This window comes from Endozoicomonas sp. ALB115 (assembly GCF_049310245.1).
Taxonomy (GTDB): Bacteria; Pseudomonadota; Gammaproteobacteria; order Pseudomonadales; family Endozoicomonadaceae; genus Endozoicomonas.
In genome coordinates this window covers 1-20,129 of sequence record NZ_JBLYZG010000029.1, presented here as the reverse complement: position 1 = coordinate 20,129, position 20,129 = coordinate 1, and the positions used below count along the sequence as shown (strand labels likewise).

Genomic DNA, 20,129 nt, shown 5'->3' with positions numbered 1-20,129 from the left:
AAAACTGCGCTGCTACACACTTAAAAGTTCTGAAACCAGCGCTTCATCTTGTCCATCAGCCCAGCATCCTGAGGTTTGCTGGCGATCGACTTTTTCAAACCATCTTTCTGCATTTTCTGGCCATAGTGCAAAAGCCCGACACCCGTTGAATAAATGGGATTACTGACCACATCACTCAGCCCTTTCACTAACTGCGGCACACCCAGCCTGACCGGCATGTGGAAAATCTCTTCTGCCAGCTCAATAGCTCCCTCAATCTTGGAAGTACCACCGGTCAGAACGATACCTGCGGGGATCAGGTCTTCGAAACCACTGCGCCTGATCTCTGCATTAATTAACGTAAACAGCTCGTCATAACGAGGTTCTACCACCTCTGCCAGTGCCTGCCGGGAAAGCTCCCTGGAGGGTCGCTCACCGACACTGGGAACTTTAATGGTTTCATCGGCTCCAGCCAGCTGGGCCAGGGCACAGGCATATTTAATCTTTATGTCTTCGGCATTTTGCGTCGGTGTCCGCAAGGCCATGGCAATGTCATTGGTCACCTGATCACCGGCAATGGGAATCACTGCCGTATGCCGAATGGCACCGTCGGTAAAGATGGCAATATCTGTCGTGCCACCGCCGATATCCACCATACAGACGCCCAGCTCTTTCTCATCTTCTGAAAGCACCGAATAACTTGAAGCCAGCTGCTCAAGAATAATATCGTCCACTTCCAGACCACAGCGACGGATGCAGTTCTCAATATTCTGGGCCGCATTAACAGCGCAGGTCACCAGATGAACCTTGGCTTCCAGCCGGACACCGGACATCCCGTGAGGCTCCTTGATCCCCTCCTGGTTATCAATGGCATACTCCTGTGGAAGAATATGCAGAATCCGCTGATCCGCCGGGATCGCCACCGCCTGGGCGGCGTCAATCACCCGGTCAATATCGGCACCATTCACTTCACGCTCACGTATCGCAACGATACCGTGGGAGTTAAGACTCTTGATGTGATTGCCGGCAATACCGGCATAGACCGAGTGTATCTGACACCCGGCCATCAGCTCAGCTTCTTCAACGGCTCTCTTAATGGCATGGACCGTAGAGTCAATATTAACCACAACGCCACGCTTAAGCCCGCGGGAAATATGCGAGCCGATGCCGATGACTTCAATGTCACCCTCAGCGTTGAGCTCTCCGACAATAGCCACGACTTTCGAGGTGCCTATATCCAACCCAACGATCAATCTTCCATTATCTGCCGCTGTCATGGCATCAATCTTCCCAAACTTCTCTAACGATCATAAATCTGAGCCTGGCTGACTTATTTTGACCCCGTGTTAACCAGCGTCTCACTCCAGGCAACCGAAGCACCGTTCAAATATCGCAAATCTACCCGCTTTACCTGATCCCAGCGAGACTCCAGCCTGGCATGATAAAGACGGACAAAACGCTGCAGTCTTTCCATCCTTCGGTCACGACCAATATTGACCTCAACATGTCCTATGGTAAATCGCCATGAGCCACTATTGCTACGTTTCAGCATGGTCAGCCTGAGCCCCATAGGCCGGAGCAACTGACTGATGGCCAGATATTGCTGCATCACCTCCACCGCCAGCTCTTCCGGGCCACCCAGAACCGGCATGGCGGAAAAACCGGCAATATCCTCTGGTGCAAACACCTCACCTTCATTGCTGATCAGGGCGCTGCTGCCCCACCTCGCCACCGGCTGCTGTTCGGTCAGGCTCACCTGGACACTGTCAGGCCACTGTCGTCGAACCGAGGCGGTCTTAATCCAGGGCATTGCCATCAGAACCTGCTGCATCTCGCGCAAATCCAGGGCAAAAAAACGGTCCTGTAAGTGAGGCTGCAAAACACCCTCGACTTGCTCTCTGGATAAATACTCAAAGCCTGCATGCACTTCCACCCGTGCTATCGGCTGATTCAACCAGTTCACCAACCACGGCATTGAGCCCAGCAAGCCTGCCAGCAGAACAAGAGACACCAGAACCTGAAGCACTCTTTTCCACGGCAGTGTTTTTTTCCCTCTGCCAACAACCTGTTTACCGTCCCTTCGGGATGCACCCCGTACTTCCCCCGACCAACCGGCTGAAACAGACCAACCTGCTCGATCAGACATCCGCTGTTTTCAATATTTCAATCACCAGTTCATCGAAAGATAAACCGGCATCCGCTGCGGCCATCGGCAGCAGACTATGATCTGTCATCCCCGGAATAGTATTGACCTCAAGCAACCAGAATCGTCCCTGCTGATCCTGCATAAAGTCAACACGCCCCCAGCCTGAACACCCAAGGGCTTCAAATGCCGTCAGAGCAACCGCCTGCAGTTCCTGCTCCTTAACAGAAGTCAGGCCACAGGGAATGGTGTAGCGGGTATTATCCGACAGATACTTGGCCTGGTAATCATAAAATTCACCCTCTGCCTCAATTCGGATAACAGGCAGTGGCTGACCATTAAGAATACCCACCGTAAACTCAGGCCCATCGATAAACGACTCCACCAGAACCGCCCCCTTGTGCTCCGCTGCACGCTCGCAGGCAACTTCAAGGTCTTCCCTTCGATCAACCCGTGCCACACCAACACTGGAGCCCTCCATGCTGGGTTTGACAAAGGCAGGCAACAGCGACTCGGCATGGCCAAGATTGTCAACTCCCATAACCAGGGCAAATTCCGGTGTTGGCAGCCCAATGGATTGCCAGAGCAGCTTGCAGCGGTATTTATCCATCGCCAGGGCAGATGCCATGACACCACTGCCGGGATAGGGAATACCCATGGTTTCCAGCATTCCCTGTATCGTTCCATCTTCTCCCCCACCGCCATGCAAGGCAATGAAGGCATAGTCAGGTGCATATTGCTGAAGCTGCTCAACAACATTCTCACAGGTATCAATCAGCTGGCATGTCACACCCTGGCGATGCAACGCGGCATAAATACGCTCACCACTGGTCAGGCTCACTTCCCTTTCTGCGGAGTTTCCACCGAAAAGTACAGCAACCTTGCCAAAAGCTTTTGGATCGAAGTGATCACAACTCCGGTCGTACTTCATGCACTGTTTTCCTTTACTATTCAATTCGTAGCTTTACTGTTCTGTCTTCGGCAGAGCCAACTCAGCACTGGCCAGCCTGAGAGCCAGTGCGCCAATATCCCCGGCTCCCTGAGCCAACAGCAAGTCCCCATCCTGAAGTACATCCGCCAATACTGACTCAACGTCTTCAGGACGGGCAATAAATATCGGATCAACCAGTCCACGCTGGCGAATACTCCGGCATAGTGAGCGACTGTCCGCCCCTGCAATCGGTTCTTCTCCGGCAGGGTACACTTCCATTAACAGAAGAACATCAACCCTGGACAGCACATCGACAAAATCCTCATACAGGTCACGGGTGCGAGAGAAACGATGAGGCTGGTAAATCATCACCAGTCGTTTGTCATCCCAGCCATCACGAACCGCTTTAATGGTCGCATCCACTTCCGTCGGGTGGTGGCCATAATCATCCACCAGCATCACGTCGCCAACCCGGTTAGTAAACTCTCCCAGCACCTGGAAACGTCGACCAACACCATCAAAACGACTCAGCCCTTCAGCAATCACCTGATCCGGAATGCCTTCATCAGCCGCCGTGGCAAACGCGGCCAGAGCATTCAGCACGTTATGGCGTCCGGGAATACCCAGTTCAATGGTCACAGGGGGTTCTTCGACATCAGTGCGACGAACCAGGTCAAACGAGGTTCTCATGCCCTGCTGACGAACATTCACTGCCCGGAAATCCGCGTCTTCACTGAAACCATAGGTAATCACCTGTCGTTTGATTTCCGGCAACAGTTCCCGAACAACCGGACAGTCGATACAGACAATCGCCACACCGTAAAAAGGCAGATTGTGCAAGAAATCAATAAATGCTTTTTTCAGCTTGCCAAAGTCACCGTCGTAGGTAGACATATGGTCAGCATCAATATTGGTGATAATGGACACCATCGGCTGCAAATGCAGGAAAGAGGCATCAGACTCATCCGCCTCGGCCACCAGGTAACGGCTGCCACCCAGTTTTGCATTGGTACCGGCCGAGTTGAGCCTGCCCCCAATCACAAACGTCGGGTCCATACCACTGAACCCGAGAACCGAAGCCAGCAGACTGGTGGTAGTGGTCTTGCCATGGGTACCCGCCACCGCAATGCCGTGGCGATAACGCATTAATTCCGCCAGCATCTGGGCCCGGGGAACAATGGGCAGCCGACGTCTTTCCCCCTCAACCACTTCCGGGTTATCTCCGGCAACCGCAGTTGAGGTGACAATAACATCTGCGCTGATCACATTGTCGGCACGGTGGCCAATAAACACCTCAATCCCGAGCCCTTCAAGGCGTTCAGTTACTGATGATGCACGAATATCCGAGCCAGAGATTTCATACCCCTGATTCAGCAGGACTTCGGCAATGCCACACATGCCGGAACCACCAATACCGACAAAATGGATTTTACGGATACGCCTCATCTCTGGCACCGCCACAACGGGAATCCGACTTTTTACATCAGGCATAAGAGACCTCCTTACCAGCCGCTTCAAGACAAAGCCTGACCACGTCATCAGTCGCCTGTGGCAAACTGGCCGTTCTTGCTGATGAGGCCATTCGTTCAAGCTGTTCAGGATTATCTGCCAGCTTCAAAATCATGTTTGTCAAACTGTCCACATTCAAATCTTTTTGCTGAACCATCAGGGCTGCACCTCGATCGACCAGGTAACGCCCATTCATTGTCTGATGATCATCCACCGCAAACGGGAAAGGCACCAGAATTCCGGGTTTTCCTGCCGCTGCCAGTTCTGCGATGGTTAATGCGCCAGAGCGGCAGATGACCAGATCCGCCCACTCATAAGCCTGAGCCATATCATCAATAAACGGCTCTACCCGACCGGAAACGCCGAGCTGCTGATAATCTGCCAGGCACTGCTCAAAGGTTCCCTTACCGGTCTGGTGCCAGACGTCAATCTGAGCACCACAGTTTTGTAAAACCCGGGGAATCATCTGGTTGATTGCCAGGGCTCCGCGGCTCCCCCCAACGACCAGCAGCCTTAAGGGAGTGCGTGGTAAATGGGCAGGAACGGCGACAATCTCCGGACGCACCGGATTCCCGGTCAGCATTACTTTTCGGGCAATGCGTGAAGAGAGCCCAGCAAAGGTTCCCGGAAACGCTTCAAGCACCCGGGTAGCAATCCTGGCCAGCAGTTTATTGGTCAGACCTGCCACGGCATTTTGTTCATGAACCACCAGGGGAATTCCCAACAACCGCGCAGCCACACCACCGGGCCCTGTGACATAGCCCCCCATACCAACAACACAAACCGGCCGGTGTTCTCTCAGAACCCGAACGGCCTTAAATAATGAAACAGCCAGACGCCAGGGAGCTTTCAACAGAAAACTCAACCCTTTGCCCCGCAGGCCGGTGACCGGAATAAAGCTGATATCAATGCCATGCCCGGGCACAAGCTCTGCTTCCATACTTCCGGGAGTACCCAGCCAATGCACCCGGTACCCCTGCTTAATGAGTTCCCTGGCTGTAGCCAGCCCCGGGAAAATATGTCCTCCGGTGCCCCCTGCCATGATAATCACTTTGGGTGCCTCCGGAGGCGTTTGAGAAACTGCCTGCTCAGCCATTTGTATTACCTCCAGCGGCTTCACTCGTCTTTCGCTCCTGAGCCTTACGCCCCGCAACCGGCTTAACCTCTGTGGCTTTAGTCAGACGACGTTCAAAATCAATGCGCAACAAAATACCAAATGCCAGACAGTTGACAATTAAACTGCTGCCTCCATAGCTGATCATGGGTAAGGCCAGCCCTTTAGTGGGCAGCAGTCCGGTATTCACAGAAATGTTAATCAACGCCTGACAGGCAAAAAGCAGGGCAATACCATAAGCGACGAAGCCATGGAATAACATCCCCCTGGTTTCCGCTCTTGAGCCCAACTGCAATGACCGCCAGGCAACAAACAGAAACAGCCCAAGCAACAGCAACGAACCAATCAGGCCAAACTCTTCTGCCAATACGGCAAAAACAAAATCCGTGTGCGCCTCCGGCAGGTAAAACAGCTTCTGGATGCTATTTCCCAGCCCTTCACCCAGCCAGGCTCCCCGACCAAACGCGATCAGAGCCTGGGTTAACTGATAGCCACTGCCAAAAGCATGGGCCCAGGGATCCATGTAGGAGGTGATACGAGCCATACGATAAGGCTCCATCCAGATCAACAGAACAATCAGGATAATTACGCCGGCAATCATGACCAGAAACTGGTGGAACCGTGCGCCCGCCATAAAGATCATCCCCATCACCGCCACGGTCAGCACCACCAGCGCACCAAGGTCCGGCTCCGCAAGCAGCAGCAAAGCCAACCCGGTGAGCACCAGCATGGGTTTGATAAAGCCACTCCAGCGCGTACGCACTTCATCAAGATGTCGCACCAGGTAGCCTGCCAGATAAATCACCACACACAGCTTGGCAACCTCTGAGGCTTGCAGGTTAAAGAAGCCAAGGGGAATCCAGCGGACACTGCCATTAATTTCCCGACCCACAATCAACACCAGCACCAGCAGAAAGAACGCAACCAGCAAGCCAACCCAGCTCAACTGCTGAATCCGGCTGACAGGCACCAGCATCATGACACCCATGGCACCCAGCCCCACCACCATAAACAGAAACTGCTTAAAGACGACTCTGAATGGATCACCAAAGGTCGCACTGGAAACATCCATGGAGGCAGAACCCACCATCACCAGACCGATGGCCAGCAAGGCAAGCACAGCCCCGAACAGGACCATGTCAACATTCGTGGACCTTGACCCTTCCTGTTCTATGGACTCTTTCTCCGTGAGAAAGCTGTGTCGAACCCGCTTCAGCATAGAATCAAACCATTGACCAGCTCTGCAAATCGGTCACCCCGATGCTCAAAGCTGTTGAACATATCAAAACTGGCGCATGCCGGTGCCAACAGCACGGCATCACCGGGCTCGGCCAACTGTGCAGCAAGACTGACGGCATCATCCAGACTGGCAGCCTTATGAATCTCTGCACTGCCCTTCACGGCCTGCTCAATGGCGGGCCCGTCACGCCCAATCAGGATCAGATGACTGACATAACGCGCGACCGCTGGCTGCAAATCCGAGAAATCCGCACCTTTGCCATCACCACCGGCAATCAGAATAATCTTGCCTGCCAGCCCATCGCCCAGGCCTTCAATAGCCGCAACGGAGGCACCGACATTGGTGGCTTTGGAGTCGTTAAACCAGGCAACGCCATCCTGCTCACCCAACCATTGGCAACGGTGCTTCAACCCGGGAAAGGCCATCAGCGCTTCGAACATGGCATTGGCATCAAGACCTATCGCCTCGCCCAGGGCCAGAGCAGCAAGGGCATTCAAATAATTGTGACGGCCTTTGAGTTTCATCTGGCGGGTATTGATCTGCTTTTCCAGCCCCTTGCTCAGCCAGATGCCGTCATCGTCAGCAAGAAGCCCCATCTGACCAAGATCCGGAGACCCACTGGTAAAGGTCACAGCTCCCGCAGTCACTGGAAGCAACGGGGAAGTAAGAGGATCATCCCGGTTAAATACGGCGGTTCCGCACCCTTTGTAAATGCGCTGCTTGGCCTGGTGGTATTCAACCAGCGTCGGGTAACGATCCATGTGGTCCGGGCTGATGTTCAGAACCGTCGCTGCCGTTGCACGGAGGCTATGGGTGGTTTCCAACTGGAAACTGGAAAGCTCCAGAACGTAAACATCAATACTGTCATCATCCAGCAAATCAAGCACCGGGGTTCCGATATTACCCCCTACGCCGGGCTTAAGCCCTGAACAGCTGACCATTTCGCCAACCAGTGTGGTCACCGTGCTTTTGCCGTTGGAGCCGGTAATGGCGACGAGCGGCTTCTTTGTTGAAACAGCCGAAGCAGCATTGACCGCTCGACAAAACAGCTCAATATCACCAATGGCAATAGCGCCATTGTCCATCGCCCTGGCAATCGCCGGTTCCGACAGAGCAATACCCGGACTAACCACCAACTCATCAGCAGCCATTAACCATTGCTCGTTGAAACCACCGGTATGCAGAGGTACATCAGGAAATAGCTGACGACATTCCGCTTCCCCCGGAGGCGTTTCCCGGGTATCAATAATTTTGAACGGCAACCCCTGGCTATGAAGATAACGGGCACAGGACAACCCGGTCTTGCCAAGACCGATAATCACACGATGACAACTCGAGCCAATCAGCCCTGATGGCTCGTTATCTGCTGCAGCTGTTTTCTTAACAAGAGTGCTTCTTGTCACAATCCCGTTACCCTTAAACCCGTTAGCGAATTTTCAACGATGCCAGTCCAATCAGAACCAGCACAATAGTAATAATCCAGAAGCGCACGATGACCCGGGGTTCAGGCCACCCTTTCAACTCAAAGTGGTGGTGCAGCGGTGCCATGCGAAATATACGACGACCGGTTAACTTGTAGGAGCCCACCTGCAAAATGACAGAGACCGTCTCCATAACAAAAACACCGCCCATAATAATCAGCACGATTTCCTGGCGGACGATAACCGCAACAACCCCGAGGGCAGCACCCAGCGCAAGAGCACCCACATCGCCCATAAAGACCTGGGCCGGGTAGGTGTTAAACCAGAGAAAACCAAGGCCTGCCCCGGCGATGGCAGCACAAAATACCATCAGCTCTCCGGCTCCCGGCACCGCAGGAATCAGCAGGTACTGGGCAAAGGTTGCATGTCCACTCAGATAGGCAAATACCGCCAGGGCTGAAGCCACCATCACAGTGGGCAAAATAGCCAGACCATCCAGGCCATCCGTCAGGTTGACGGCATTACTGGAACCGACAATGGTCAGGTAGGCCAGCACCACAAAAAATGGCCCCAGCTGCAACGTGGCATTTTTGAAAAAGGGAATAATCAGGGTTGTTTCTGTCGCGGATGGCGCGGTAAAAAACAGGAAAAAAGCGGCACCCAGGCCAGCAACCGATTGCCAGAACATCTTCCATCGAGCGGGCAGACCACGGGAGTTCTTTTCAACCACTTTGCGGTAATCATCCACCCAGCCAACCGCACCGAAAATACCGGTAACAAACAGCACAACCCAGACGTAGCGGTTACTCAGATCGGCCCATAGCAAGGTGCTGATGGCAATGCAGATAAGAATCAGGGCACCACCCATGGTCGGGGTGCCAGCCTTGCTTAAATGGCTTTGCGGACCATCATCACGGACCGCCTGGCCAATCTGGTAAAAACTCAGTTTGCGAATAAAGTGAGGCCCAAGCCATAAGCTCATGGCCAGAGCCGTGAGGACCCCGAAAATACCTCGCAACGTGAGGTACTTGAACACCAGAAATCCATGGTAATACTGGGCTAAATAATCTGCCAGCCAGACCAGCATCAGGCATCTCCCTTGTAATCAGACCCAATCAGAGCCTGGATAATGTCCAACATCTTCATCCCTTTTGATCCTTTCACCATGACAGCCATACTGTCGCTGTTAGTAATGCTCTGAAGCTGTGCTTTCAGAAAGGCAATCAACTCGTTTTTATCGTCGAAGTGCTGTCCGCTGCCAAAGGCTTCACTGGCCAGGCGTGCAGAAGGCCCGAAACTCAAAAACTGCTGAATACCCAGTTCTTGCGCATAGCGGCCAATGTCCCTATGACGTTCATCGGATATCTCACCCAGGTCCAGCATGTCACCCAGAACCATAATGGTCCGGCCGCCACAGTCCGCCAGCTGCTCCAGTGCCGCCAGCGTCGCTTTCGGGTTGGCATTGTAAGTTTCATCAATCAGGACTGCACCGGACGAATGAACAAAGCGTTGTCCACGCCGCTGATAAGGTCGGGCATTTTCCAGTCCACGGGCAATAATGTCCAGCGACAACCCACAGGCAAGTGCAACCGCCGCCGCGCAACAGGCATTGGTCACCTGGTAGCGCCCCCAGAAGGAAAGCTGCAGCGTTTGTTGCTCTGGCTGCTGCCCCTTTCGGCGAATATGCAGCGTAAATCGGGTGCCTTCCTGATTGGGCGTGATATCACTGGCAAAACAGTTCGCCTCAGGACTCTGGGCACTGAAACTGATAATGTGTCGACCCGGCTTTTGCAGAACCCGGTCACACCACTGACCGTAGAACCGGTCATCCATATTCAGAACAGCTGTACCATCATCCGGCAGAGCATCCAGAATAAACCCTTTTTCCCAGGCAACCCCTTCAACACTCTTCAAATCCGCCAGATGGGTTTCAGCGGCATTGACGATCACGGATACGTCAGGGCTGCCCATATTGGCAATGTATTCAATTTCGCCGGGAGCACTGGTACCCATCTCAACCACGGCAAACTGATGGGCTTCGTTGATTCTTAACAACGTTAAGGGTGTGCCCAGCGCATTATTGAGGTTGCCCTGCGTTGCCAGCGTTGGGCCAGCTTCGGAGAACATGGCCAGCAACATCTCTTTAACCGATGTTTTGCCGCAGGAGCCGGTAACACCGACCAGACACCCGGAAAAGTGATTGCGATTGGCAGCACCCAACAGCCCAAGCGCCTGTTCACAATTGGTTACCACAATCTGTGGCAAGGCAGCACCAGAGACATAGTGCTCTGTCAGGGCAGCAACAGCGCCTGCCGCCTGTGCTTGGCCCAGATAATCGTGACCATCAAAGCGGGGACCTTTGATAGCAATAAAAAGATCACCCGGTTGCAATGTTCGGGTATCAATACTGACACCGGTAACTGACAGCTCATCATTTGGCAGATCATGTAACTGACCGTTAACAATCCCGGCAACTTCGGCAAGGCGCATCGATTCAATCATGCCTGCACATCCTCTTGAACATTTTGCAACCGAGCGCCTGTGCATTGCGATTGCAATACCCGCTGCACCTGTTCTGCATCATCGAAGTGATGTCGAACACCATCAATTTCCTGATAGGTTTCATGCCCCTTGCCCGCGATCACGATAATGTCACCGGCACTGGCGGAAGTAATTGTGGAACGGATGGCTTCAGAGCGATCAGCAATCACCTGAATGCGCTGACGGTCATTCTCTGTAATACCGTCCAGCGCATCAGTGATGATCTGGCGGGGATCTTCAGTTCTGGGATTATCACTGGTCAGCACTGCTTTATCCGCACCGTTCAAAGCGGCGAACGTCATCAGAGGTCGCTTACCTCTGTCCCGGTCACCACCACACCCATATATACAGACAATTTTCCCGGCTTCTTGTTCGCAATCTTTTTCGGAAGGGGTCATTCTCTTTATTTGCGCACGGTGCTCACGCAATGAAGAAAGCACACTGTCAATGGCATCCGGCGTATGGGCATAATCAACCAGCACCAGCGGCTGAGTGCCACCACCAAACTGCTGCATCCTGCCGGGAGGGGCAGAAATCGCCGGAATAGCCGCCAGAATGCGATCAAGTGCATACCCCTGAACACCCAACGCAGCAATAACCGCCAACAGATTTTCCAGGTTAAAACGTCCCAGTAATGAAGTCGCCAATGTACCCACACACCAGGGCGTATGAAGGGTTGCCCTGAAACCTTGCGGTAACGTTTCAATGTTACTGAGATACACATCTGCCGAAGCATCTTCCAGGGACCAGGTGGTGATATTGGCATTCTGTGGGCAGGAGGAAAGCATCAGCGGTGCAAACTCATCGTCCTTGCCAATAACCGCATACCGGTATGTACACTCGGAAAACAGCCGGGCCTTGGCCGCTGCGTAGTTCTCCAGGGAACCGTGATAATCCAGATGATCACGACTGATATGGGTAAACAGCGCCACCTCAAAAGAGACCCCGGACACCCGTCCCTGATCAAGCCCGTGGGATGACACCTCCATGGCCAGCGCCCCTACGCCATCCGCTACCAGTTGCCCCAGGTACTGCTGCAGGGAAATCACATCACTGGTGGTATTTAAGGAAGCCTCCATCTGCCCCGGCAACCCGCGCCCCACGGTGCCCATTAATGCACAGGGCTTGCCCAGCTGCCCGAGGATTTCAGAGATAAACCAGCAACAGGAGGTTTTGCCATTGGTGCCGGTAACGCCAATAACGCTCAACTGTTCAGAAGGTTGCCGATAAAAACGATCAGCCAGGGACCCAACCTTGCCACTGAGGTCCGGAACAAAAAAAACGGACTCATTGCCTGCCGCAGCAGACAGATCAAACCCTTCGCTATCATCCACCAGCACCGCTGCGGCACCTTTCTCCAGGGCATCAGCAATGTAGTTGCGGCCATCGGACTGAATACCGGGAATCGCAATAAACAACTCACCCCCGGTAATCTTGCGACTATCGAGGGTCATATGATTCAGCTTCCTGTCTACCGCTACCACCGGTAGCTGCAGTTCGGCAAGCACGCCATTGAGAGTATTCTCTTGCTCAGCTGTCATTGCTTTTCGCTTTAACCTTCTTCCAATGGTGTAGAAATTTGCTCATCCCGATCATGGGGATTAAATGCCATACGCCGATCTGCCCCCGGATTACCCAACTCACCAGGCTCAACCCCCAGCATTCGCAGCGCCCCGGCTGCCACCTTGGAGAATACCGGCGCGGCAATCAGGCCACCGTAATAGTTCTTGCCAGAGGGATCATCAATAATGACCACCATGGCAAACCGTGGATTATCAATAGGTGCCAAACCGGCAAACATACCTATGTAGCGATCCTTGATATAACCGTTTGGCCCCACCTTTCTGGCCGTTCCGGTTTTCCCGCCAACCTCAAAGGCATCGATCATCGCCCGGCCACCGGTTCCGCCATGAACCACCTCACGAAGCATTTTCCTCAGATCATCCGCCACCTGCTGATCCATTACCCGAACACCGTCGGGCACCACATCTCTCTTGATCAGCGAGACAGGGCGCATCATGCCACCGGAGCCAAGTACGGTATAGGCCTGAGCCAGTTGCAACGGTGTCACGGTCAAACCGTAGCCAAAGGATAAGGTGGCAATCTCGATATCACTCCAGCGATCCCGATAGGGCAAATAGCCCGGATTTTCTCCGGGAAAACCGGTGCCGGTGCTTTGACCAAGGCCAACCCTCTGCAGCAAATCCAGCATCTTATCCGGACCAATGGCCAGCACCATTTTTGACACCCCGACGTTACTGGACTGTCTCAGCACAGTGGTCACATCAATAGCACCGTGATTCCGGTTATCCTTTACCTGATCCCTGCCAAGTCGCAGGTAACCGGGTGCGGTATTAATCACTGAGTCTTTGTGAAACTGACCAGACTCCAGGGCAGCCGCTACCGCAAAAGGTTTCATTGTTGACCCCGGCTCGACCATATCGGTCACCACCCGGTTGCGCATCTTATGGGCCTGCATATCCGCCCGGTTATTCGGGTTGTAGGCAGGCTGATTGACCATTGCCAGCACTTCCCCGGTTTTGACATCCAGCATAATCAAAGAACCGGCCTTGGCCTTGTGCTGCTCAACCGCCTTTTTCAACTCCCGGTAGGCCATATACTGAAGCCTCAGATCAATACTGAGCATCAGTTCCTTGCCGGGGCTGGCACTTTTCATCAGCTCAGCCTGTCGGGCAAGCTGGCCTTTACGGTCTTTCAGCACCCTTCGCTGACCTGGCTCACCGGACAGCCAATCATTGTAGGCTAACTCCAGACCTTCCTGACCAGACTCATCGATATTGGTAAAACCCACCAGATGGGCGGTCACCTCGGCAGCCGGGTAGTAGCGCCGGTGCTCATTGATCGCCCGGACACCCGGCACTCTCAAGGCCATGACCGTTGCCCCCTTCTCCGGTGTCAGCTGCCGTTTTAGGTAGATAAAATCCCGGGTTTTGGCCGCCTGCACACGATCCGATAGCCACTTATGGGAAACGCCCAACGCCTTTGCCAGGTCCTGCCAGCGGTCACTGGCCTGATACAGTACTTCAGGGTCAGCCCAGATCGTGACAACCGGCGTGCTGACCGCCAGCGGGTCACCATTGCGGTCAAAAATTACGCCTCTGTGCGCAGCCACTGACTCATAGCGAACAGAACGCTTATCACCTTCATTTTGCAGAAAGTGCCGATCCAGCAATTGCAAATCGACAATTCGGTAACCAATGGCCAGCCCTGCCACCAGCAGGACCGACTGCAGCATTTTCAGCCGCCACTTCCGGGTCAGGCTATTCACCACACGGCCAATCCAGACAGTCCCCTTGCCAGCTTTGCTCCCGGCCGCTGACCGGTTTCGCGGTGATACTTTCTGTCCCTGAGTTCGCCCCTGAGTCATGGCAGAACCATCTCTATCTGGTTGCTCTTTGGCACATCCATGTCCAGTTTCTCCCTGGCAACCTGTTCAATTTTTCCCGGTGATGTCAGTGTGCTGTGTTCCAGCAACAACTTACCCCACTCAACCTGTGCACTGTTCCGGTTCTCAAGCTCCTGCTGAATCCGGTTATTCAGAAGACGGTTCTCGTAGGAAACGTAACCCACAGACAATCCCGACAATATCACCAGTAACAACAGCAAAAGCGCAGCACCATAAGATCGAAGAAGATGCAGACACGCCAGAAGACCACTATCCATCATCAGGCCCATCATCAAACCAGCTTTTCTGCCACACGCATAACTGCACTTCGTGCCCGGGGATTTTCCTGCACTTCCTGCCGGGAAGGTTTGATCGCCTTGCCCAGACTTTTCATCCGCCGATTCAACTGATCTTCTGTCACCGGCAGCCAGCTTGGCAGCTCATCCCCCTTTTGATGCTTGCGGATAAAGCGTTTGACAATCCTGTCTTCCAATGAGTGAAAGCTGATAACCACCAGTCGGCCACCGGGCTTCAATTTTTCCAGAGCCCGATCCAGACAAAGCACCAGATCCTCCAGCTCCCGGTTGATATGGATTCTGATCGCCTGAAACGCACGGGTCGCCGGGTGCTTACCCTTCTCCCTGGTGGGGCAGGCCGCTGCAATAATATCGGCAAGCCGTCGTGTGGTCAGAATCGGTTCAATATCCCTTTCCCTGACAATGGCCCTGGCCATCCTGCGGGAAAAACGGTCTTCGCCATATTCCCAGATGACCCGGCTGATCTCCTGTTCTTCTGCCCGCGCCAGCCAGCCAGCGGCAGTCTCGCCATCCTGGTGATTCATCCGCATATCCAGAGGTCCCTCCTGCATAAAGCTGAAACCTCTTTCCGGATCATCCAGCTGGGGCGAAGAAACCCCAAGATCCAGCAAAATCCCATCCACCAACTGGTCACTGTGCACGGAATCCACATCGGTAAAAGAACCGTGATGAATTGCAAAGCGTGGATCCTCACTGGCCAGCTGGACACCGGTGGCAATGGCCAATGGGTCTTTATCAATACCCACCAGCCGTCCCTGCTCTGACAGGGTGTTCAAAATCAAACGACTGTGCCCGCCTCGGCCAAAAGTACCGTCGACATAGATTCCGGCTGGATCCGTCAGCAACGCATCGACAGCCTCATTCAGCAGCACTGTTTTATGCACATGGTCAGCCACCTCATTTTGGGTCGCTACCATTTCCTTGCCACCTTTGCTGACATCTGCCTGACTACCAACACGATTTAACGATTTCATAAACTTTTCACAAAGCTTTCTTAACTCAAAAACAGCAAAAAAAAAGTGATTTACAAAGAGAGCGACTGCAATTCCATCGGAATCTCTTCTGATTCACTGGCTTCTTTCAGGTATTGGTCGCGGCGCTCATTCCAGCAACGTTCATCCCAAAGCTCGAATTTCTTGCCCTGACCCAGCAAAATACTGCGCTTTTCAAGACCTGCGTAGTCACGCAACAGTGGAGGGATAAGAATACGCCCATTGCCGTCCAGCTCTACATCGGTGGCGTGCCCAATCAAGAGCCTCTGAATCCGGCGGGTCATTGGATGAAAACTGGGAAGTGCTTCAATTTTCTGCTGAATAAGCTCCCACTCATCCAATGGATAAATCAGCAAGCAAGGTTCGTCGGTGTCAATCGTTGCCACCAGGGCACCACGGCAGCGATCCCGCAACACCTGCCGATAACGGGCTGGTATGGCAAGACGCCCTTTGGCATCCAGATTAATGGCATTTACACCGCGAAACACATTACCTTCTCCCTGGTCCCCGAACCCCTGAAAACCTTAAAGTGACCATCACTTATAAAAAGCACTAATGAGAGCCAACTCCATTCGACCACCCATTTCGCTCCACCTGTTTCGTTCCATCAATTGGCCCCGCCAATTCGCCCCACAATAATCCACTTTACACCACTAAAGCACACTATAGGAATCTGAAAAACCCACGTCAAGCAGGGGTTCTACCTCTTCCCCGTCATTATTGGACAACCCAATAAAAGAACAGTTTGAAAAATGAATAGCTAAAGCCTTTAAACAAAGGGCAAAACAGAATCTATGGAGGAATTAAAGAACTATGGTTCTATTTTTTTAAAGGCAGCAACAGCGGGTACAAAACACTTTTATTGCGATAAAGACTTTGGATTTAAAGACAGTGAGACAAAGACAGAATCGCGTCGGGGGCAACAGATACCCTGAAAACCACAAAAACGATCAGGTTAAGCAAACTTGCAGCGGAAAAAAGAGTCGCGAGCCGGCCTGTAAGCCGGGTTCTGTCCAGCCTGCCAAAGCAGGCCTGGGCAGTCATTCATCTGGGATGTCTGTCACCAGACACCTCAAGCAACCTACCCGAATCCAGTGCGGGTCACACCTATAGGATTCCTATTTGGTCTTGCTCCAGGCGGGGTTTACCGTGCCATGGACTGTTACCAGCCATGCGGTGCGCTCTTACCGCACCCTTTCACCCTTACCGGCCAACTTCTTTACAACAAGCGTTGAAAAGAACACTGGCTTAGGCGGTCTACTCTCTGCTGCACTTTCCGTAGGCTTTCGCCCCCCAGGCATTACCTGGCACCCTACCCTCTGGAGCCCGGACTTTCCTCCCTTCACTCTGATCAAACAACCAGAATAAACAGCGACTGCCCGGCCAGCTCGCGGCGGCGAATGTTACTCGTGAAATCTGCATTAATCAACAGTAATAACAGTCCACTCAATTTCGGAGCTGGCAACAACCGTTATCCTTATCCCCACTTGCAGCAAAAACCCACTTATGATTTGCCCGGAATACCTGCATCACTTTACCTGGTCTGGTAAAAAGCCGCTGCTCACAAAAGCACATTTCGGGTAGCGGGCGGCGGGAAGCGGGAAGCGTCTATTTCAGGACAACTCCCGGGAACAGCAGCTACTCCCCCTTCTTCATGTCCAAACCCAATTCATAGAGGTCTTTCTTTCTCAACCCGGTCAGATCAGCGACCACGGCAGCCGCCTTTTTAATGGGCAAATCCTTTAACAAACGTTGCAGCATTTTTGCAATGTCAGGGCTGATTTCAGAATCTTCTTCCTCCTTAAAGCCCTCGATCAGCACCACAAACTCGCCACGCTGCTGATTGGCATCGGATTGCAAAACGGCCTGAATCTCCGACACCGTCCCGGTCATCACGGTTTCAAAGGTTTTGGTGATTTCCCGGGCAAGAGCAATGTACCGGTCACCACCGAGCACCGTTGCCAGATCTTCCAGAAGTTCCATAATACGGTGTGGCGACTCATAAACCCCCCAGGTACTGGCAAAAGCCGCCAACGATTCTATTCGCTTGCGACGCCCCGCCCCTTTTGCGGGCAGAAAACCTTCAAAATAAAAACGATCCGTGGGCAAACCACTGACTGACAGCGCGGCGATAAATGCGCAGGCCCCGGGAATGGGAACCACCCGAAACCCGGCCTCTCTCACCGACCGGACCAGATAAAAGCCCGGGTCAGAAATTAACGGCGTACCGGCATCACTGATCAGGGCAATGGTCTCCCCCGCCTGCATACGTCGCACAATCATCCCTGCCTGATGTCGTTCATTGTGGTCATGGCAGGGAATCAGCGGAGTATCAATACCAAAGTGATTCATCAAACGCTTACTGTGCCGGGTATCCTCTGCGGCAATAACGTCAACCTGACGAAGCACCTCTATGGCTCTGGGCGTCATATCACCCAGATTACCCATTGGCGTAGAAACTATATAAAGAAGCGGGTCAGACATGACAAAAAAAAACCGATATGAATTTTCAGGCAATAGCTTACCATTTTGACCACTTCACATCCGAAAAAAATCCAGACAGGATCAAAACCCTGACTGCCATTGTGGCAGAAGACTTTAGCCCCAGCGACGAACATGAACACCCGCAATAAGTCACCAGACGCCATTGTGAACTCACGACCCCAGGTAAGTGTACTGAACTTTTTTTTAATCAATAGGTCAATGAGTGGTGAATGCTTTTTTCCACACAATGTGTTTTTCCTGCAATTACAGAGATAATCTATGATCACGGGCACTTCTACTTTCACCTGTTTAAATACTGATGCTCCCCCCACTTACCAGGAAGCCATCGATGACAGTCTTTATTCCATTGAACAGCTGGCAAGAAAATTTATTGTCAACGCCGAAGCAATCCGTAAATCCAACCAGGGGGACATTAACCAATGCAAAAAATCACTGTTTGCCAGAATGATCAAGCAATTAAATGAGCGCATCCCCAGACCTTTTATACTCCCGACTGAACTGAGCGCACTAACCAACCCAAAGAATTTTAGCCATTGCGATTGGAAAAAGTGGCAAGACAACGTCGACCAGAAGGATTTTGATAAGGGATATGGTGCCATCAAGGAAATAGGAGACAGGATCGGATCAGAGGACACAGAAAAACTGCTGTTTGCATTTTTACCACCATTGGACCCGGAGTATTATGACTTTTTTTCCATAACTTCTATTTTAAATAAAGAGAAGCCTTTTCAGCAGTTGGCCGGGCTGATGCGAGGCCGATGTATACCCGCAAAAGACTTTATTACGAAAGCCATCTCAATGGGACTCGTGGACGAAGAACTGGTGAACAAGATATACGCTCGGGGTTCTGAGGATCAAGCCAGTTCAGTAAACGACGAAACACCCGATAGCCAGCTGCCGGATTACAATACTTCATGCAACCAACTTGAGATCGTCTCAGCCTGTGATCTGGCTGGAGAATTCATAACAACCGCTATTACCAGTGGGAAAGATACTGATGCCAATAAAATTGAACTAATGCATCAGTTTACTTCCATTCTGAATGAAACTCACAGGTGTGGTGTCAGTGTCATAGGCATTAATCCGGGGCAGTTCGGCAAGAATCCGAACAAAGTGATTAAGTCAGATTGGTCAAGCTGGCAAAAGGCCGTTTATAAAGAAATCAAAAAAAACAATACCTGGGTACCACGGAACGAAAAAACTATTGAAAAGATTGAAGGTATATTATTAAAAAGTAACCTCAACCCTGACATGCTGTACACTGTTTTTAGGTCAAACCCGGATATCCTTGATTTAAACTTCAACCCTGGAAAAAAAGTACCCCACAGTGAAGATTTGCTTAAGTCAGCGTTCATGTTTTGTAAAGGCATCTGTCAACCAATAACTAACATCATCACTGGTTTGATTAAGTCAGGCTGTTTAACTCAAAAAACCATTAATAAGATTTATTCACTGGGCATCAAGTCTTAAAAATTCAGATTACCAAGGCTGAACAAGATGAGCACTTCAGTTTAATTAAAAAACTACTGACGTGCATCACTCTCAGTTGCCCAATATCGCTGAGCAGCCTGGTTTTACTATACGACAGGAAATATTCCGCCTCTGGATTTTATCCTCTCAATGATTGCAGCCTTGGCTGGAGTTGGAAACTTTGATAGCCGGGTTGTTTGTTCGTTTATCTGAGTTGCTGGACCAAATTAAGCAGCACACTGTTTTGGGTTGCTTCTGCCACAACTATATGAAACAGTACCCCCCCCCTTGCCCGTATTACTCCCCTTGGCTCAGCTCTTTCTTATCCAGCTCAAGGGCAACGTGCGCTTTTATATTATCTTTCCAGTCTTTTACCGGTCAGCAATGCAGACTGAATATAGACGATTTTCACATAACCAACATTTTTTTCACGCTACCTGGCATACGATCACCAACCGGGTCAAAACGGAAAAAAGGCCTCGTCAGTAAAATCTGTGGGTCATTTCCGGTTCAGGTAACTTGCCAAGCGCATGATATAACGCGATTTCCGCACATCTGTAG

At 52.1% G+C, this 20,129-nt stretch carries 16 protein-coding genes and 1 other RNA gene; 1 reads left to right on the top strand and 16 read right to left on the bottom strand.

Features of this window, described 5'->3' with window-relative positions:
- Positions 1-20 precede the first annotated feature (20 nt).
- The 16 genes from ftsA to rsmI form a co-directional block, all read right to left on the bottom strand.
- Positions 21-1,256 carry a cell division protein FtsA gene (gene ftsA, locus ACO6VE_RS13850; protein ID WP_101746660.1) on the bottom strand — a complete coding sequence of 412 codons (1,236 nt, stop codon included), beginning with the start codon at positions 1,254-1,256 and terminating at the stop codon, positions 21-23.
- A gap of 53 nt (positions 1,257-1,309) precedes the next feature.
- Positions 1,310-2,125 carry a cell division protein FtsQ/DivIB gene (locus tag ACO6VE_RS13845; RefSeq protein WP_422450949.1) on the bottom strand — a complete coding sequence of 272 codons (816 nt, stop codon included), beginning with the start codon at positions 2,123-2,125 and terminating at the stop codon, positions 1,310-1,312.
- A complete protein-coding gene (locus ACO6VE_RS13840; protein ID WP_422461845.1) occupies positions 2,118-3,053 on the bottom strand; it encodes a D-alanine--D-alanine ligase in 936 nt (311 codons plus the stop codon). The genes ACO6VE_RS13845 and ACO6VE_RS13840 overlap by 8 nt, the downstream gene beginning before the upstream one ends.
- Before the next feature lie 33 nt (positions 3,054-3,086).
- Complete coding sequence (gene murC, locus ACO6VE_RS13835; RefSeq protein ID WP_422450946.1) at positions 3,087-4,544, bottom strand: UDP-N-acetylmuramate--L-alanine ligase; 1,458 nt, start codon at positions 4,542-4,544, stop codon at positions 3,087-3,089.
- Complete coding sequence (gene murG / locus ACO6VE_RS13830) at positions 4,537-5,658, bottom strand: undecaprenyldiphospho-muramoylpentapeptide beta-N-acetylglucosaminyltransferase (protein ID WP_422450944.1); 1,122 nt, start codon at positions 5,656-5,658, stop codon at positions 4,537-4,539. Before murG ends, murC begins: the two co-directional genes overlap by 8 nt.
- On the bottom strand, positions 5,651-6,895 hold the full coding sequence (ftsW, locus tag ACO6VE_RS13825) for a putative lipid II flippase FtsW (RefSeq protein WP_422461843.1): 1,245 nt from the start codon (positions 6,893-6,895) through the stop codon (positions 5,651-5,653). Before ftsW ends, murG begins: the two co-directional genes overlap by 8 nt.
- Entirely contained in the window at positions 6,889-8,319 is a 1,431-nt protein-coding gene (gene murD, locus ACO6VE_RS13820) for a UDP-N-acetylmuramoyl-L-alanine--D-glutamate ligase (RefSeq protein WP_422461841.1), read from the bottom strand. Before murD ends, ftsW begins: the two co-directional genes overlap by 7 nt.
- 22 nt (positions 8,320-8,341) lie before the next feature.
- Positions 8,342-9,424 (bottom strand): phospho-N-acetylmuramoyl-pentapeptide-transferase, encoded by a 1,083-nt coding sequence (gene mraY, locus ACO6VE_RS13815; protein ID WP_422450940.1) that lies wholly within the window; start codon positions 9,422-9,424, stop codon positions 8,342-8,344.
- A complete protein-coding gene (locus ACO6VE_RS13810; protein WP_422450938.1) occupies positions 9,424-10,839 on the bottom strand; it encodes a UDP-N-acetylmuramoyl-tripeptide--D-alanyl-D-alanine ligase in 1,416 nt (471 codons plus the stop codon). The genes mraY and ACO6VE_RS13810 overlap by 1 nt, the downstream gene beginning before the upstream one ends.
- Positions 10,836-12,419 (bottom strand): UDP-N-acetylmuramoyl-L-alanyl-D-glutamate--2,6-diaminopimelate ligase, encoded by a 1,584-nt coding sequence (locus tag ACO6VE_RS13805; RefSeq protein WP_422461839.1) that lies wholly within the window; start codon positions 12,417-12,419, stop codon positions 10,836-10,838. The genes ACO6VE_RS13810 and ACO6VE_RS13805 overlap by 4 nt, the downstream gene beginning before the upstream one ends.
- Before the next feature lie 11 nt (positions 12,420-12,430).
- Positions 12,431-14,266: a peptidoglycan D,D-transpeptidase FtsI family protein gene (locus ACO6VE_RS13800; RefSeq protein WP_422461837.1), complete on the bottom strand. Its 1,836-nt coding sequence runs from the start codon at positions 14,264-14,266 to the stop codon at positions 12,431-12,433.
- Entirely contained in the window at positions 14,263-14,577 is a 315-nt protein-coding gene (gene ftsL / locus ACO6VE_RS13795) for a cell division protein FtsL (protein ID WP_422461835.1), read from the bottom strand. Before ftsL ends, ACO6VE_RS13800 begins: the two co-directional genes overlap by 4 nt.
- Positions 14,577-15,518, bottom strand: coding sequence for a 16S rRNA (cytosine(1402)-N(4))-methyltransferase RsmH (gene rsmH, locus ACO6VE_RS13790; RefSeq protein WP_422451123.1), 942 nt, complete (start codon positions 15,516-15,518; stop codon positions 14,577-14,579). The genes ftsL and rsmH overlap by 1 nt, the downstream gene beginning before the upstream one ends.
- A 107-nt stretch (positions 15,519-15,625) precedes the next feature.
- Entirely contained in the window at positions 15,626-16,081 is a 456-nt protein-coding gene (gene mraZ / locus ACO6VE_RS13785; RefSeq protein WP_422461833.1) for a division/cell wall cluster transcriptional repressor MraZ, read from the bottom strand.
- Positions 16,082-16,575: 494 nt separating this feature from the next.
- Positions 16,576-16,984, bottom strand: an RNA gene (gene rnpB / locus ACO6VE_RS13780) — RNase P RNA component class A.
- A gap of 247 nt (positions 16,985-17,231) precedes the next feature.
- Positions 17,232-18,077 (bottom strand): 16S rRNA (cytidine(1402)-2'-O)-methyltransferase, encoded by an 846-nt coding sequence (gene rsmI / locus ACO6VE_RS13775; protein ID WP_422461831.1) that lies wholly within the window; start codon positions 18,075-18,077, stop codon positions 17,232-17,234.
- 465 nt (positions 18,078-18,542) lie between these two features.
- Between rsmI and ACO6VE_RS13770 the strand changes: the two genes are divergently transcribed.
- Positions 18,543-19,568 (top strand): hypothetical protein, encoded by a 1,026-nt coding sequence (locus ACO6VE_RS13770; RefSeq protein ID WP_422461829.1) that lies wholly within the window; start codon positions 18,543-18,545, stop codon positions 19,566-19,568.
- The last annotated feature ends 561 nt before the right edge of the window (positions 19,569-20,129 follow it).

Bases quoted from the DNA above. Each gene is read 5' to 3' on its own strand.
- rsmI (WP_422461831.1), bottom strand. From the start codon at position 18,077: ATGTCTGACCCGCTTCTTTATATAGTTTCTACGCCAATGGGTAATCTG.
- mraY (WP_422450940.1), bottom strand. From the start codon at position 9,424: ATGCTGGTCTGGCTGGCAGATTATTTAGCCCAGTATTACCATGGATTT.
- ACO6VE_RS13800 (WP_422461837.1), bottom strand. From the start codon at position 14,266: ATGACTCAGGGGCGAACTCAGGGACAGAAAGTATCACCGCGAAACCGG.
- ACO6VE_RS13845 (WP_422450949.1), bottom strand. From the start codon at position 2,125: ATGTCTGATCGAGCAGGTTGGTCTGTTTCAGCCGGTTGGTCGGGGGAA.
- rsmH (WP_422451123.1), bottom strand. From the start codon at position 15,518: ATGGTAGCGACCCAAAATGAGGTGGCTGACCATGTGCATAAAACAGTG.
- ACO6VE_RS13840 (WP_422461845.1), bottom strand. From the start codon at position 3,053: ATGAAGTACGACCGGAGTTGTGATCACTTCGATCCAAAAGCTTTTGGC.
- murG (WP_422450944.1), bottom strand. From the start codon at position 5,658: ATGGCTGAGCAGGCAGTTTCTCAAACGCCTCCGGAGGCACCCAAAGTG.
- ftsA (WP_101746660.1), bottom strand. From the start codon at position 1,256: ATGACAGCGGCAGATAATGGAAGATTGATCGTTGGGTTGGATATAGGC.
- ftsW (WP_422461843.1), bottom strand. From the start codon at position 6,895: ATGCTGAAGCGGGTTCGACACAGCTTTCTCACGGAGAAAGAGTCCATA.
- murC (WP_422450946.1), bottom strand. From the start codon at position 4,544: ATGCCTGATGTAAAAAGTCGGATTCCCGTTGTGGCGGTGCCAGAGATG.
- ftsL (WP_422461835.1), bottom strand. From the start codon at position 14,577: ATGATGGGCCTGATGATGGATAGTGGTCTTCTGGCGTGTCTGCATCTT.
- ACO6VE_RS13805 (WP_422461839.1), bottom strand. From the start codon at position 12,419: ATGACAGCTGAGCAAGAGAATACTCTCAATGGCGTGCTTGCCGAACTG.
- ACO6VE_RS13810 (WP_422450938.1), bottom strand. From the start codon at position 10,839: ATGATTGAATCGATGCGCCTTGCCGAAGTTGCCGGGATTGTTAACGGT.
- ACO6VE_RS13770 (WP_422461829.1), top strand. From the start codon at position 18,543: ATGATCAAGCAATTAAATGAGCGCATCCCCAGACCTTTTATACTCCCG.